General features: G+C 41.2%; 14 protein-coding genes and 1 tRNA gene. 9 read left to right on the top strand and 6 right to left on the bottom strand.

Annotation, left to right across the window (positions count from 1 at the left end; all coding sequences use genetic code 11):
- Position 1: 1 nt before the first annotated feature.
- A complete protein-coding gene (locus SFU91_01385) occupies positions 2-655 on the bottom strand; it encodes a phosphatidylserine decarboxylase (GenBank protein MDX2127668.1) in 654 nt (217 codons plus the stop codon).
- 217 nt (positions 656-872) lie between these two features.
- On the opposite strand from SFU91_01385, the gene SFU91_01380 reads away from it, so the two are divergent.
- From SFU91_01380 to SFU91_01350, 7 genes are all read left to right on the top strand, one after another.
- On the top strand, positions 873-2,609 hold the full coding sequence (locus SFU91_01380; GenBank protein ID MDX2127667.1) for an electron transfer flavoprotein-ubiquinone oxidoreductase: 1,737 nt from the start codon (positions 873-875) through the stop codon (positions 2,607-2,609).
- Complete coding sequence (locus tag SFU91_01375) at positions 2,602-3,078, top strand: DUF6174 domain-containing protein (GenBank protein MDX2127666.1); 477 nt, start codon at positions 2,602-2,604, stop codon at positions 3,076-3,078. Before SFU91_01380 ends, SFU91_01375 begins: the two co-directional genes overlap by 8 nt.
- Positions 3,079-3,114: 36 nt before the next feature.
- Positions 3,115-3,825, top strand: coding sequence for a YebC/PmpR family DNA-binding transcriptional regulator (locus tag SFU91_01370; GenBank protein ID MDX2127665.1), 711 nt, complete (start codon positions 3,115-3,117; stop codon positions 3,823-3,825).
- An 8-nt stretch (positions 3,826-3,833) separates the two neighbouring features.
- Positions 3,834-5,495 carry a glycosyltransferase family 39 protein gene (locus tag SFU91_01365; protein MDX2127664.1) on the top strand — a complete coding sequence of 554 codons (1,662 nt, stop codon included), beginning with the start codon at positions 3,834-3,836 and terminating at the stop codon, positions 5,493-5,495.
- 2 nt (positions 5,496-5,497) lie between these two features.
- On the top strand, positions 5,498-6,571 hold the full coding sequence (prfA, locus tag SFU91_01360) for a peptide chain release factor 1 (GenBank protein MDX2127663.1): 1,074 nt from the start codon (positions 5,498-5,500) through the stop codon (positions 6,569-6,571).
- Positions 6,572-6,809: 238 nt separating this feature from the next.
- Positions 6,810-7,772 (top strand): L-threonylcarbamoyladenylate synthase, encoded by a 963-nt coding sequence (locus tag SFU91_01355; GenBank protein ID MDX2127662.1) that lies wholly within the window; start codon positions 6,810-6,812, stop codon positions 7,770-7,772.
- 80 nt (positions 7,773-7,852) lie between these two features.
- Positions 7,853-7,926, top strand: a tRNA-Arg gene (locus tag SFU91_01350).
- 58 nt (positions 7,927-7,984) lie between these two features.
- On the opposite strand, the gene phoU is transcribed toward SFU91_01350, so the two are convergent.
- Together phoU and pstB are read right to left on the bottom strand one after the other, a co-directional pair.
- Positions 7,985-8,653, bottom strand: coding sequence for a phosphate signaling complex protein PhoU (phoU, locus tag SFU91_01345; protein ID MDX2127661.1), 669 nt, complete (start codon positions 8,651-8,653; stop codon positions 7,985-7,987).
- Between the two features lie 88 nt (positions 8,654-8,741).
- Positions 8,742-9,488: a phosphate ABC transporter ATP-binding protein PstB gene (pstB, locus tag SFU91_01340; GenBank protein ID MDX2127660.1), complete on the bottom strand. Its 747-nt coding sequence runs from the start codon at positions 9,486-9,488 to the stop codon at positions 8,742-8,744.
- A 340-nt stretch (positions 9,489-9,828) separates the two neighbouring features.
- Between pstB and panD the strand changes: the two genes are divergently transcribed.
- Both panD and SFU91_01330 read left to right on the top strand, forming a co-directional pair.
- Positions 9,829-10,218, top strand: coding sequence for an aspartate 1-decarboxylase (gene panD / locus SFU91_01335; protein MDX2127659.1), 390 nt, complete (start codon positions 9,829-9,831; stop codon positions 10,216-10,218).
- Positions 10,219-10,240: 22 nt separating this feature from the next.
- On the top strand, positions 10,241-10,984 hold the full coding sequence (locus SFU91_01330; GenBank protein MDX2127658.1) for a sugar phosphate nucleotidyltransferase: 744 nt from the start codon (positions 10,241-10,243) through the stop codon (positions 10,982-10,984).
- A 159-nt stretch (positions 10,985-11,143) separates the two neighbouring features.
- Here SFU91_01330 and SFU91_01325 read toward each other — a convergent pair whose 3' ends face one another.
- The 3 genes from SFU91_01325 to SFU91_01315 form a co-directional block, all read right to left on the bottom strand.
- Positions 11,144-12,976 (bottom strand): citrate/2-methylcitrate synthase, encoded by a 1,833-nt coding sequence (locus SFU91_01325; GenBank protein MDX2127657.1) that lies wholly within the window; start codon positions 12,974-12,976, stop codon positions 11,144-11,146.
- A gap of 24 nt (positions 12,977-13,000) precedes the next feature.
- Positions 13,001-14,197, bottom strand: a complete 1,197-nt coding sequence (locus tag SFU91_01320; protein ID MDX2127656.1) for an ATP citrate lyase citrate-binding domain-containing protein — start codon at positions 14,195-14,197, stop codon at positions 13,001-13,003.
- 107 nt (positions 14,198-14,304) lie between these two features.
- Positions 14,305-14,640, bottom strand: coding sequence for an STAS domain-containing protein (locus tag SFU91_01315; GenBank protein ID MDX2127655.1), 336 nt, complete (start codon positions 14,638-14,640; stop codon positions 14,305-14,307).
- Positions 14,641-14,859 lie beyond the last annotated feature (219 nt).

Raw genomic sequence — 14,859 nt, 5'->3', positions numbered from 1 at the left:
TTTAAGCGTAACGGGCAATAATTGTTTCTCCGGCACTTGCGTGTTGGCCTAATTTGACTTCAATCGAAACCTCTGGAGGTAAAAACATATCGACTCTGCTTCCAAAGCGAATCATCCCAAATCGCTCGCCAATCATTACATCATCTCCAACACTTAAATCACAAACAATGCGGCGAGCAACGAAGCCTGAGATTTGTTTAAAGAAAACTTTTATTCGGTCGTTTTCGATTCCGATTTCAGTTCGCTCATTTTTTTCCCCAGATGTGTGGTCAAAGGCGGCAATAAATTCCCCTTCGATGTACTTCATGTGATTGATTTTCCCTGAAATCGGATTTCGGTTTACATGCACATTGATTGGCGACATAAAAATACACACCATTTTGGCTTTACCGTTAAAATAAGGGTGATGCTCGACCTCTTGAACTAAAACCACTTTTCCATCGGCAGGTGAGATGACGACATTGCGGGTTTCTTTTGGGGTTCGTTCGGGATCGCGGAAAAATTGGAGCGCAAAAAGTACGCTAAAAATCCCCATCCCTAAAAATAAATAAGCCAGAATTGGCACTGAATCTTGTATAAAATGACCTAGAGTAGCTAAAACAATGGCAAAAACGATAACAACTCCGATTGTGCCATACCCGTAACGCGTAATCATTGATTAATTTTTGACAAATATTAAGCGGAAAACTCAATTGAATAATTTGTAAAGTTATGTGAGAAGGGTGAAACAGAAAAGGAAAAATGACTCTTTAGAGAAATTCTTCATTAAACAGAAATAATCGGGCTTCGCATTCTTAAAAACGGCTGTATATTTGCCGCTTAAAATCATTTTAAAATTAATCGAGAACAGTTGCTCGTCATTTTTGGAACCAATGTCAATCGAAAGCACGAATCTTAACGAAAAAGAAGTAATAAGGGAAGTCATCGATTTGGATGTGCTCTTTGTAGGGGCTGGCCCTGCCAATCTCTCGGCAGCCATTCACTTGCAAAACCTTATTGATCAGCATAATCAAGCCAATCCGGAGAAGCGCATTGAGCCGCAAATTGGCATCATTGAAAAAGGTGCTCGTGTTGGCGATCATCTTCTATCAGGTGCCGTGCTTGACCCGATTGCATTAAAAGAGCTTATACCGGATTTTCAAGCCCAAGGATGCCCGATTGAATCGGAAGTCACAAATGAAAAGGTGATGTTCCTCACTGATAAGGGAAATTTCTCATTGCCCTATACCCCTGCACCGCTAAAAAATCACGGTAAATACATCATTTCGCTGAATAAGTTTGGGGAGTGGCTTGGCACTATTGCTGAAAAAAAGGGAATCAACATCTTTACAGGTTTTCCGGGCGCAGAAATGCGTTATGATGGTGGAAAAGGGTCAAAGAAGGTGATTGGGGTTCAAACCGGAGACCGCGGAATTGATAAAAACGGGAAACAAAAAGAAAATTTTGAACCGGGTGTCAATATCAACGCCAAAGTTACCGTATTGGGCGAAGGGCCACGAGGTTCTCTAACAAAGGCTCTCGTTCGGCGGTTGGGACTTGATAGTGGAAAAAATCCACAATCTTACGAAACCGGAGTGAAGGAGATTTGGGAAATTCCTGCGGGAAGAATAAAAAAAGGAACCGTCTATCACTCATTTGGATTTCCTCTACCTACAAGTGTTTATGGTGGAAGTTGGATTTATGCCATAAGTGATACCACCTTATCGGTTGGTTTTGTCACCGCCCTCGATTCCGAAAGTGCAGGGAATGATCCGCACTTCTATCTTCAAAAATTCAAAACCCATCCTTTTGTAAAAAACCTTTTGACCGAAGGAAAAATGGTTGGTTATGGTGCAAAAACGATTTCCGGCGGTGGTTACTATGCAATGCCAAAGCTCTATGGCGATGGTTTTCTTTTAACCGGCGAAAGCGGCGGCTTCTTAAATATGATGCGCCTAAAAGGCATTCATCTCTCAATGAAATCAGGAATGCTTGCAGCGGAGTCCATCTTTGAAGCTCTCCTTAAAAACGACTTTTCTGCTGAGTCGCTCAAGAGTTATGAAACGAAATTTGAAGCATCGTGGGCAAAAAATGAACTCTTTGCATCACGAAATTTCAGACAAGCATTCGATCAAGGGCTTTACATTGGATTGCTCCGCGCCGGGACACAACTTCTTTTTGGTGGAAAAATTTTCAAAGAGAGACTCACTTCAAGCGAAGATTATACCCGAATGCAACGCTTGGGCCGGTTGCAACGCGAGCGAATACGTAACGAAAAGGCTGGATTCAAATATGATGGTAAATTGACCTTTGACAAACTGAATGATGTTTATGAATCAAAAACCACACACGAAGAAAATCAGCCCTGTCATTTATACATCAAGCCCGAAATTATTGCAGATATTTGCAATACCAAGTGCACGGTAGAATATGGAAATCCGTGTCAACATTTTTGCCCGGCGGCGGTTTATGAAATGGTTGTGATTAATGAACTTTCGGGTGCAAAAAAATTACAAATCAATGCTTCGAATTGCGTTCATTGTAAAACTTGTGACATCGCTGATCCCTATCAAGTCATTACTTGGAAAGTACCTGAAGGCGGTGGCGGACCAATTTATACCAATGGGTAGTCAGGTGAACAAAGCCGGTCTATTGACGATGTTGTTTTGTTTCTTGATGGTTCAATTCGGTTGTAAGGAAGAGATTCCTTTGGTAACAACAATGAACTATCTCGAAGCAAAATCGAAGTGGGAATCGATGAACTTGAGTAATTATCAGTTGACACAACGTAAAGAGTGTTTCTGCGTTAATTTTGGGGTTGTTTATCGAATTCGAGTCGAAAATGGGTCGATTACAAGTGTAGTAAATTTGTCAACTGAATTGCCACTAAACCCGCCTTTTCAAGATTTTCAAACAGTTGAACAATTACTCTCGCTTTGTGAGTGGCTTGAAACACAGCAAGCCGTGGCGAGATTCGAAATTGCCTATGATCGAAATACCGGTGTGCCGACAAGAGTGTTTGTCGATAACTCGGCCTTTATTGCAGACGATGAATACACATATCATTCATCACTTTTACAAACTTCGGAAAGAAAATAAGATTTAATTTTCCGAGATCATCAAGAGGAGTCTTTTATGGGACGCATATTTGAGAAAAGAAAAGATAAAATGTTCGCCCGTTGGGCGAAAATGTCGAAGGCCTTTACAAAGATAGGCCGTGAAATTTCAATGGCTGTAAAAGCCGGAGGCACCAATCCCGATTCCAACTTGCGGTTGAGGCGTGCAATTCAAAACGCAAAAAGCGTCAATATGCCGAAGGATCGGGTTGAAAATGCGATTAAAAAAGCGGCTTCAAAGGAAGATGGTGATTTTCAAGAATTGATTTATGAAGGCTACGGACCTCACGGGATTGCCATTTTGGTTGAAACTGCAACTGATAATCCTACGCGAACTGTTGCAAATGTTCGAATGCATTTCAATAAGCATAAAGGCTCATTAGGAACCGGCGGTTCAGTGGCATTTATGTTTGAACGAAAGGGCATTTTTAAGCTTGCTGCGCCTCAAGGCGCCGATCTTGAAGCCCTCGAATTAGAGCTTATCGACTTTGGTGCTGAAGAGTTTTCAGTAGAGGATAACGATATCTTGATTTATACAACCTTTGCTGATTTCTCAACGATGCAAAAGCATTTGGAAGAAAAGGGACTTCATCCTCAGCTTTCGGTACTACAGTATTTACCCACAAATTCAACGGATGTTTCCGAAGCGGTGGAGTTGGAAGTGCAATCGCTAATCGACGCACTTGAAGATGATGATGATGTTCAGGCTGTTTATCATAACATGAAATAAAATTTACCGTGTCGCGTCGTCTTCAAATCAGCTTTGGCATTGCCATTTTTGCAGCAGTTTTTTTTATTCCCTTTCTCGGAGCAGTACATCTGTTTGATTGGGATGAAATCAACTTTGCTGAATCGGCAAGAGAAATGATTGTTACCCAAAATTATACACGGGTTCAAGTTGATTTTCATCCCTTTTGGGAGAAGCCGCCCCTCTTCTTTTGGCTGCAAGTGATTTCAATGAAAATCTTTGGTGTTAATGAATTTGGTGCGCGTTTCCCAAATGCTCTCTGCGGGATAATCACTTTGGTAACCCTTTTTAACATTGGTGCAAAAGTTTTTAGCGAGCGATTCGGTCTCTTCTGGGCATTGGCGTATATGGGTTCAATGACCCCGCATTTCTACTTTAAAACAGGGATTATCGACCCTTATTTCAATCTTTTCATTTTTACAAGTCTATTGTTTTTGATTAGCGCAAGCGAAGTTCAAAAAAAGAAACTACTTCATTTCGTTTGGGCGGGTGTTTTTGCCGGACTTGCGGTATTGACCAAAGGCCCTGTTGGTTTAGCGATGATTGTGCTGGTTGCCTTGGTTTATTCGGTCATCTCATATTACAGGCGTGAAACCATTCCCTTTTCATTTTTCGAGACGGTTATTTTTGGGGTAACCGCGTTGCTTGTTTCTTCAATTTGGTATGGACTTGAATTGCTTCATAACGGTACCCAATTTTTTAATGAATTTATAGCCTATCAATTAAGGCTGTTTTTTCAATCAGAGGCAGGTCATGAGCAGCCTTTTTATTATCATTTTGTTGTATTGCTTTTTGGGGTTTTCCCTTCTTCGTTCCTTGCCATTGCGTCACACAAAATGGCTGGAAATAACTCAGAAAATGAAGCCAGATTCTTTAAATGGATGCATATTTTTTTATGGGTTCCTTTTGTGGCTGTTTCTTTGGCTACAACAAAAATTGTGCATTATTCTTCGCTTTGTTACTTTTCAATCACTTTTCTTGCCGCATATTACCTCTATAAAATTGATCAGGGCGTGGCGATGTGGAAACCGAATGCAACGCTCGCTTTAGCATTTTTTGGTGGACTTGTTGCGTTGCTTCTAACACTTTTCCCCGTCGTGTTGTATGATACAGAGAAAATTATTCCACTATTCAAAGATAAGCTCACCAAAGCAGCATTAACTACACCTGTGCTGTGGTCGGGTTGGGAGTGGGCTGTTGGTGCGCTTTATGGAGGTGCAATTTTACTAACTGTTTTGCTCATTAGAAATGAAAAAATTGTGAACGGTCTTCTTGTGCTTTTTGGAGCCACAATGATTACGATTCATCTCTTTACACTTGTGCTCGCTCCAAAGATTGAGGAATTCACCCAAGCCGGTCCAATTCGATTTTACCAAAGCAAAGCCAATGAAGATGTTTATGTGCTTTCGGCGTTTAAATCGTACGCACCATATTTTTATACTCAAAAGAAACTGCCAAAAAATGTAAACGCATACAGCGAAGAGTGGCTTTTGAAAGGCTCGATTGATAAACCGCTTTTTGTGGTGGCTAAAGTCACACAAAACGACTTTCTTGCAGAGCATCCAGATTTAAAGGTTCTTCATCGCGAAGGTGGATTTATTTACCTGTTGCGAGAGCCAATTTTGACTCCTAATGATTCCATTCAACCGTAAGTATGTTTGATAGACTCGAAGAAATCAAAGAACGCTATTACCAAATCGAAAAGGAAATTGCAGATCCTGAGGTTATTTCAAATCAGGATAAATTCCGAGCGCTCAATAAAGAATACAGTAACCTTCGCCCCATCGTTGAAGCTTATTTGGATTACAGCCGAAAAAAGAAAGACTTTGCCGGAGCCAAAGAAATGCTCTATGCTGAAAGCGACCCCGAAATGAAAGCCCTTGCGCAAGCTGAATATGATGCCTTGGCTGAAACGCTCCCTAAGGCAGAAGATGCTTTGAAAATTCTATTGCTTCCGAAAGATGAAACTGATGAGCGAAACATTATTCTTGAAATTCGTGCAGGAACAGGAGGCGATGAAGCATCCATATTTGCCGGAGATTTGCTTCGAATGTATCAACGGTTTGCTGAACGAATGGGGTGGAAATTTTCAGTACTTGATTTTAATGATGTTCCCGCATTGGGTGGATTTAAGGAAGTTATTTGCGAAATGAGCGGAAAGGATGTGTACGGTACAATGAAATTTGAATCAGGCGTGCATCGGGTTCAAAGAGTTCCTGCAACAGAAACGCAAGGCAGAATTCATACCTCAGCAGCAACGGTTGCGGTGCTACCTGAAGCGGAAGAAGTCGATGTTGAGATTCGCCGAGATGATCTTCAAATCGATACTTATCGGAGTGGAGGAAAGGGCGGACAAAATGTCAATAAAGTTGAAACTGCCGTTCGAATCACACATGTTCCTTCCGGTATAATTGTGGCATGTCAAGAAGAGCGATCTCAATTGCAAAATCGCGAACGGGCAATGAAGATGCTTCGTGCTAAACTGTATGATATTCAACTTGAAAATCAACGCAAAGAGCGTGAAGATTTACGCCGTTCCTTGGTTTCTACAGGAGATCGAAGTGCAAAAATACGTACCTATAACTTCCCCCAATCAAGAATCACCGATCATCGCATCAGCTTTACAACACATGCATTACAGCAAGTTTTAGATGGCGACCTTGGCGAAATAATCGAAGCACTGCAAGTTCATGACCAAACCGAAAGGCTGAATGCCCAAAGCGTTTAAGCCGAGCGCAAAGATTGCGTAACAGACGGATTGGTCGAATCCTTACTGTAAGTGTTGATAAAATCGTAGGTTGAAAGAATCAAGTATTATCCCATCCACCGATTCAACCCTCAATCTTTTATCTCGAATGGGTGTTTTAGCTATTAGTTCAGAAGTAAGAATAAACGATTACTTAACCCAAAGGTGGTGCACTAGCATTCAAAAATCTGAATTCAATGGTGTATGAAACAATCAAGAAATGGAAACTAAACTGACCCGTTCCCCAAAGGTAGCAGCACAGTTTATCTCAAAAAATGAATTGGTTGCTTTCCCAACAGAAACTGTATTTGGGTTAGGTGCGAATCTATTTGAACCCCGAGCGGTTGAAAAAATTTTTTTAGTCAAAGGTCGGCCGAGCGATAATCCGCTCATTGCACATTTTTCACATTTTTCAGAGTTAGATCTTTTGGTAAAAAAAATAACACCATCTGCTGAAAAATTAATTGAACAGTTTTTCCCGGGCCCACTGACGATTGTATTACCAAAGAGTAAATATGTTCCAGATGTTGTCTCGGCTGGCCTACCAACCATCGGTATTCGTATGCCTTCTAACCCACTCGCGCATGATTTTCTTAAAGAATGTGGGGTGGCAATCGCCGCACCATCAGCCAATCTCTCTGGCAAGCCAAGTGCGACAACTTGGGAGGCCGCACTAAAAGATCTGAATGGAAAAATCAGCTGTATTCTGAAAGGAGAACCGACGCTACACGGTTTGGAATCCACAATCATCGATTGTTCTACTCACACCCCTTTGTTACTTCGGAGCGGTGCTATTTCCTTGGAAGAATTGCAACACGTTGTCTCCGATATTCAGATCTACAAACCGTCGAAAACGGAAGCACCAAAAAGCCCGGGCATGAAATACCGTCATTATGCTCCAAATGCAAGAATCATTCTTGTTCACGATACCTCAGAAATTCAGCCCTTATCGAATTCAGCCTATATCGGACTTCATGATTTCAATAGTGACTTTGGGCTTATTGGGTTGATGGCAAAGCGGATTTGCAATAATCAAAAAGAATACGCCTCAAGCCTTTTTCACTTTTTTCGTGAATGTGATGAACTTGGCGTAAAAACTATTTATTGCGAAAGAATTTCTTCAAATGGTATTGGTTTGGCATTGATGGACCGTTTAGAAAAAGCTGCCAAATCAACCCATTAAGTTTTAAATGCCGGAATTAAGGAAAAAAAATAGAAATTTGATGAGCAAGTAAATTCAATTATATTTGCAACCCAATTTCAGCACCCGTAGCTCAACTGGATAGAGCATCTGACTACGAATCAGAAGGTTATAGGTTCGAATCCTTTCGGGTGCACAAAAAAAACGCTTGCTCTGCAAGCGTTTTTTGTTTCCCAAATATCCAAAGAAAAAAATTAGATAGACGAGCGGTTGCTGTTGTGCCTGACCATTTTAGCGTCATTGATGTAAATGACATCTTCAGCGATGTTGGTTGAAAGATCTCCAATTCTTTCTAAGTTCTTACAAACCCGAACAAGATCAAGCCCAATCCCGATTTCTAATTTTTGAGTAGCCATTTTATCCATCAATTTTGCAGTGATAGAGCGGTTATAATCATCCACTTCATCATCAGAATTTAGTACGCCTCTCGCCACAAGGGTATTCTTTTCTAAAAAACTTTCTATGGCGCCGGAGAGCATAATTTTTACAACTGAGCCCATCACAAAAATTTCATTCATCACAAAATCATGTTCAACTTTCATCAGCGATATGGCGGATTCGGAAATATTCAAGGCGTGATCTGCAATTCGCTCCAAATCGGTGGCGATTTTCAAAGAACCAATAATCAGGCGCAAATCGCCGGCAACCGGTTGCTGAAGCGCGAGGATTCGAGAAACCAAGTCATTAACGAGAAGTTCCATATTGTCAATTTCTTTCTCTCGTTCAATAATGTTATTGGCTAAGTCAAGGTTTTTTTCCACCAATGCTTTTAATGAATCCGAGACAAGGTCTTCGGTTTCGCTTGACATTTTATAGATATTTTCTTCTAACTCGCGAAGAAGAATTGGCAGATTTTTTTGCATTAGAGTTCAATAAAAAAAGTGAAAACACAATATTGAAAATAGAGAACGAAGTTACCGTAACATCATAACTCGCTAATAATTTCAATTCTTATCCAAATCTTCCTGTGATATAATCTTCAGTAAGTTTTACAGAAGGCTTTGTGAAAATTTTGGTGGTTTCGTCATATTCAATCAAGTTGCCCTGCATCATAAAACCCGTGCGATCGCTAACGCGTGAAGCCTGCTGCATATTGTGAGTGACTATCACAATGGTATATCGCTCTTGAAGTTGCTCTATGAGGGTTTCAATTTTTTGGGTTGAAATTGGGTCAAGGGCCGAACAAGGCTCATCCATTAATAACACTTCCGGTTCAGTAGCTAATGCTCGCGCGATACAAAGCCGCTGCTGTTGCCCGCCGGAGAGGCCTAATGCGTTTTTATCTAAACGGTCTTTTACTTCTTCCCAAAGCGCAGCTTGCTTTAGGCACTTTTCGACAATTTCCTTTTGATCGGAAAGCGAATACCCACCAATTAACTTCAAACCATAAGTAATATTCTCAAAAATTGATTTTGGAAAGGGATTCGGTTTTTGAAAAACCATCCCAACGCGTCGGCGAAGCAATGTGACATCTTCAATCTCTGAATACACATCTTTACCATCAAGTAAGATTTTCCCTTCTGTTTTCACTTGAAGTGAGATTTCATGAATTCGGTTGATGGATTTGAGTAGGGTAGATTTTCCGCAACCCGACGGCCCTATGAGCGCAACAACTTCGCCTTTCTGAAAACTCATCGTAATTCCGTGAAGCGCTCTAACTTGGCCGTAATAAAATTTGAAGTCAATGACGTCAATCACAGCTTTTGAGGAGGTCGTGTTGGTCTCCGATTGAGAGAGTTGAGGATTTTTATTTGAAATTTCTGCCATAAAATGTGTTGTGAAACAACCGAATAAAGCGGCTTTTTTTGAAAAAAGGCTCAAGAAATGCCTTTCAAGCTTGAAAAATAATCATCTCAATCTGTAAATACTCATTTTAGCTGTTAAGAAATTGTTTCTGAATCAATTCTTTAATGTTTACAATAAATTGGGTCCTTCACTTTTTGGCGGGTAAGCGATGAACAAGTCAAATAAAGGCTTTGGTTGCGAATTATCAGAACTGTATTAATTTAGCCGTAATAATTTGAATAAAAGAGAAACTATGTTACTACACATTTTGAAATCAAAAATTCACCGAGCCACTGTGACTCAGGCTGATTTATACTACGAAGGCAGTATCACGATTGACAAAGATTTGATTGAAGTTGCAGATATGATGCCAAATGAAAAAGTTCAAGTGGTCAATAACAACAATGGAGCACGATTTGAAACCTACATCATTGAAGGGGAACGCGGCTCAGGAATTATTCAGTTAAACGGTGCCTGCGCAAGGCTTTCCGCAGTAGGGGATGAAATCATCATCATGACATATGCGGAAATGACACGCGAAGAAGCAAAAGGTTACAAACCGATTGTTGTTCGAGTTGATAAATTGAATCATCCAACCGAAACCTATCGTGTGGGTAGTGCAGAACCTGTCTTAAACGACTAAAGTTTGAATATTTACTGTAATCATGACGCTTTCGATAATTGTAATGGCTGCCGGTAAAGGCACAAGAATGAAATCAGAGCTCCCAAAAGTTCTCCATCCGATTGCGGGGCGACCAATGATTCATTTTGTCATCGATACTGCGCTTTCCTTAAATCCCTCTAAGATTGTCATTATTGTTGGTCATTTAGCTGAATCGGTGAAAGAATCCATTCAACAAGAGTTTCAATCGGTGGTTTTAAATTATGCCTTGCAATCTCCACAGTTAGGCACCGGACATGCTGTAATGCAAGCCCAAAAGCCCTTAGAAGGCCTTGAAGGAAATGTGATTGTGCTTTCGGGTGATGTTCCACTTACAGCCGCTGAAACCTTGCAATCTTTATTGGATTATCACATTGCAGAAAAAGCTGCAGCAACGGTTCTTACGGCGCGTCTTGCCGATCCAACTGGTTACGGTAGAATTATTCGAAGTGACGATGGAAGCCGCGTACTAAGAATTATAGAGCAAAAAGATTGCACTCCAGAAGAAAATTTGGTGAATGAAATCAATTCTGGAATTTATGTTTTTGATAAGAAGGAACTCTTTTTAGCCCTTGGAAGAGTAAGCAATCACAACGCGCAAAAAGAATATTACCTCACCGATGTTTTAGGGCTTCTATCAGATTCGAAAAAAAAGATATGTGCTGTTGAAGCACAGAATTTTAATGAGATTCGAGGAATCAATACTCCCGAACAGTTAAAGGAAGCCGAGGATATTCTTTTAGCGTAAATTCGATTCCTGATGGACTCTGATAAATCATAGAAAGCAAGATGCCCTTTCAATATGCTCAAGCCCTATATAGTGCATTCTTTTTCTAAAGAGAAATTCGCTTTCCATCACTTAGCTGTGCACTCCAAAAGATTCGTATAACTTTCGTCAATGAGTTTATTACTCAAGTGGTGGAACTTCTTCTCTTGGAGGTGTGGCGTAATTAATCAAGTAATCATGCATTCGTATGAGCTTTGAGGATTGTTCATTTTGATCAATCCAGTGCCCGATTAATCCAATCGTTCTTGCCAGTACAAAAAATCCATTCAAGACATGAGGTTCGTAACCCATATCAGTCAAAATTGCAGCAATAGCACCATCTAAATTAAGGATAAGTTTATCGCTTTTAGCGGTAGTGACTTTTTCGATTTCAAGAGCGTAACGAAGATGAGTAGAATGAAGATGAGGCCGAGCTTGAACAAATTCAACCATTGATTTCACGCGCCGATCTGGGTTTTTTACGCTTTTGACACGATGACCAATTCCCGGAACTGGACCGACATTTGATTTCATCCACTGCAAAAACCCGGGTATGTCTTCTGGAAATTCAGCGACACCTTTTCTAAAATACTTGCCGGCGTCACTAATTGCACCACCAAACCTTGGGCCAATCATCGAAACACCTGTACCGACAGATTGAGCCATTGGAATACCCGCGCATGCAGCAATAATCGCAGCAGAAGCGCCTGACACAGCCGCACCGTGATCGGCAGAGAGAACAATAATTCTTTTGATTAATTCTGATTCATCTTTAGAAGGAAGCTTTTTATTCCAAAGGAGTGAAACCACATGCTCAATTCCATAGCCTTTATCGACCAATTCAGAGGCAGCATATCCACGATAAATGGGCTCTTCGCCTCTGTCGTCCGTCAAGGTCGTGCGGATAATCGGATCGATAAGCACTTCACCCGAACGCACGAAATCTTGAACTTGTTTGGGTAATGCAGGAAGTGCGGCGTCGGGAACTGACAAGGCCGGCTGAATTTTCCCTTCGTTCAATAACGCTTGGTAGGTTTCTTTGATCACATTTCCAAGGCCGCCAAAAGTATCCGGAACAAGTGCGCCTGAATTGCGAAGTGATTCAATTTTAAACCTTGCCGTTCCAATACCGGCTTTTCCTTCTTTTGCACCGGCATGACCAAACTTCATTCCTTTAGGAAGCACTTCTTGGCAAGTACCTGCAACCGCGCCAATCAGCTTGATTCTTCGTGGCTTCTCGGCAAACCACTCTGCGGCATGAACTTCGGCTTCACCACCGATTTCGCCAACAATAATCACGGCGTGGGTTGAGGGGTCTTCTTCAAATTTCTCAAGGTAGGGAACAAAATCAGTAAAGGGGTAGGTATCACCGCCGATACTGAGTGCTGTTGTAATTCCATCGCCATATTGAGCGCACATCCAAATGAGTTCATTTGCAAGACCTCCCGATTTTGTAATGATTCCAAATGAACCGGGTCGATAAAGCTTGCAAAGTTTCATATTTCGATAATCGCCGCCAATCATCCCCAAGCGGCATTCACCGGCAGAAAGGATACCAACTGAAGAGGGGCCATTCAAGAGTTTATTCTTTTTTTTCGCAAGCTTAATCAGCATTTTCGCATCTCGCTCCGGTAGGCCTTCGGTAATCATACTAATCAGTTGAATGGGCTTGGAATTAATGCATTCAGCAGCGGCATCATATGCGCGTTCTGCACCAACATAAATAAGCGCGGTATTGAGTTCAGGGATTGCCTTTACGGCTTCAGAGATTTTCGCAAACACAGGAATATCGACATACTGGTTACCATAAGTCACTTCGATTAATTTCCCTGCATCACTTGGATTAATCAGAGCCGCAACGGAGATAGGGGTCTTCGTCAGATAATTAAATTCAGTCATTCGTTTCGCCGCGCTAATTGCGGTTTTTCCGCCTACGATAGCGATTCGGGTTGTTGAATTAACAACAATGCTCATAAGTCAAGTTTTAAATGTTTCGAATTATTTTTCAAGTGCTTTACCAACAATGTCTGTCAGAGGGGTAAAGCGATCATAGACTGAAATATCAAACCCTTCACGAATCAAATCTCGCATTGCATTCAGTCCAGCTTCTTCATTTGGTCCACCGCGGCGAACCCAAATTTTGACACCACGCAAAAGTCCTTGGTTCTTTGCTTTTCTGAGCCCGTTAATAATTCCACTAAATGTGGCTTTCACATCGGTGAAGTTTGCAATTGCCCCGCCTATAATCAAATGTTTGATATTGGGCAGTGCGCAAACTTTTTCAGTCAGTGCTTCAACAGTCCAATCGGGTGGGTTTCCGGAGTACTCGGCATAATTGGCGATTGTTCCTCCTAACGCGATCACGGCATCGGCATAAAAAAGAGATGCGCCGCCGCCGGCAGGAAGAAGCGCAACTTCGCCGCCCGGGACTTGAATGAACTTTACGGAGGCTGATACGCGGGAGTCAATTTCCATAATTGCAAGTTCGTCGGGGGTATAGGGTCGCCCAAGTTCGGATGCGGGCACAAAGTTCCAATCGGGATGCCGAAAGCGAGCCTGCATATCGAGTTGCATCACGGCATCTAGTGCCGCAAATCGCAAGTCACGCTTACGCATGATGAGGGGATTAATTTCGATTGAGGTGGCATCCTCGTTGTCGTAGCAAAGGAAAAGGCGCTCAATAATTTTTGAGAGTTGGTTATGAATTTTTTCGTCGAATCCGGCATCGGCAGCCAGTTGAAGCAAGTCTTTTTGTATGGGAGCTTCTCCAATCGGAACAATTAATCTTTTCACAGAATCCCAGTGATCTTCAATATCAACACCGCCTTTTTTTGAAAGGAGAATTTCTGCGCCTTCGGCTGTGGAATTGACACAAACATAAAACTCTTCGTCGTGGTCAACTTGTTCAGCTACGATAACTTGTGAAATCTTGATTCCACTGACATCTTTACCAATCATTGATTCGACAGCTTCATAAGCTTCTTCAAACTTAAGACCGATTTTAACCAACCCAAGCTTGAATCGTCCTCCAATTGCTTCATGCGCTTTCACCACTAATTTTGAATCCCATAACCACTTATTGGCTTGAGAAAGACGAGAGAGTTGTTCGGCAGAAGTGACAACAACGTGTGCCGGTACAGGAATGCCCCACTTTTGAAAAAATTCCATTGCAGGGCCTTCAAGGATTTTTGCCATACTGAAATCGGTTTTTTTTAAGGTTCTTAAAAAACCAAGTATTTAAAAAACAAGCCTCATTGCAAAACTGCATGAGGCTTCATCTTTAATAAACTATGAAGATAAAATTAAAAACTTGCCAAAGCGGCGTCCAAAGTGTCATAAGATTCGAATACCTTGGCCAAGTTAGTAATCACAAAAATGCTACGGATGTTTTTTTCTAAATTTGAGAGTTTCAATTTTCCTTGATGTTGATTAACCGTAGCAAGGCTTGAAACCAAGATACCAATTCCTGTACTGTTCATGTGATTGACACCGCCTAAATCGACAACCACTTTTTTCTCACCTGAATCTAAGGCAGCTTTAAGACGATTTTTGAAATCAACCGCATCCGGACCGCCAAGCATGTCACCTTTTAATTCAAAAATGTGAACACCGTTTTTACTGCTCTCTTTAATGGTCATTTTGTTTTAATGATTGTTTCGGTTAAAAAAATTATACAATTCACTTAAACGCGAAAAATGGTTAAATGCCAAATAAATTTACCCTTTTTTTCAATAAGGGAATCAAAAATCTTCATTAGTGCTTTCACTTGGATTAAGGTAAATTTTTTCAAGAAGCGTTATTATTAAGTTAATGCAATGACGAAAACCAGCTTTTTCGTTAAAGGTGAGAATGAAATC

The sequence above is a fragment of the Chloroherpetonaceae bacterium genome (genome assembly GCA_033763895.1).
In the GTDB taxonomy this organism is placed as follows: Bacteria; Bacteroidota; Chlorobiia; order Chlorobiales; family Thermochlorobacteraceae; genus JANRJQ01.
Note: the sequence above shows the minus strand (reverse complement) of the source record. Positions and strands in the feature narration are given on the sequence as shown.

Coding starts and splice junctions, on each gene's coding strand:
- SFU91_01330 (MDX2127658.1), top strand. CDS start 10,241: ATGACGCTTTCGATAATTGTAATGGCTGCCGGTAAAGGCACAAGAATG.
- SFU91_01375 (MDX2127666.1), top strand. CDS start 2,602: ATGGGTAGTCAGGTGAACAAAGCCGGTCTATTGACGATGTTGTTTTGT.
- SFU91_01370 (MDX2127665.1), top strand. CDS start 3,115: ATGGGACGCATATTTGAGAAAAGAAAAGATAAAATGTTCGCCCGTTGG.
- SFU91_01385 (MDX2127668.1), bottom strand. CDS start 655: ATGATTACGCGTTACGGGTATGGCACAATCGGAGTTGTTATCGTTTTT.
- SFU91_01355 (MDX2127662.1), top strand. CDS start 6,810: ATGGAAACTAAACTGACCCGTTCCCCAAAGGTAGCAGCACAGTTTATC.
- SFU91_01315 (MDX2127655.1), bottom strand. CDS start 14,640: ATGACCATTAAAGAGAGCAGTAAAAACGGTGTTCACATTTTTGAATTA.
- prfA (MDX2127663.1), top strand. CDS start 5,498: ATGTTTGATAGACTCGAAGAAATCAAAGAACGCTATTACCAAATCGAA.
- SFU91_01380 (MDX2127667.1), top strand. CDS start 873: ATGTCAATCGAAAGCACGAATCTTAACGAAAAAGAAGTAATAAGGGAA.
- panD (MDX2127659.1), top strand. CDS start 9,829: ATGTTACTACACATTTTGAAATCAAAAATTCACCGAGCCACTGTGACT.
- SFU91_01320 (MDX2127656.1), bottom strand. CDS start 14,197: ATGGCAAAAATCCTTGAAGGCCCTGCAATGGAATTTTTTCAAAAGTGG.
- SFU91_01325 (MDX2127657.1), bottom strand. CDS start 12,976: ATGAGCATTGTTGTTAATTCAACAACCCGAATCGCTATCGTAGGCGGA.
- phoU (MDX2127661.1), bottom strand. CDS start 8,653: ATGCAAAAAAATCTGCCAATTCTTCTTCGCGAGTTAGAAGAAAATATC.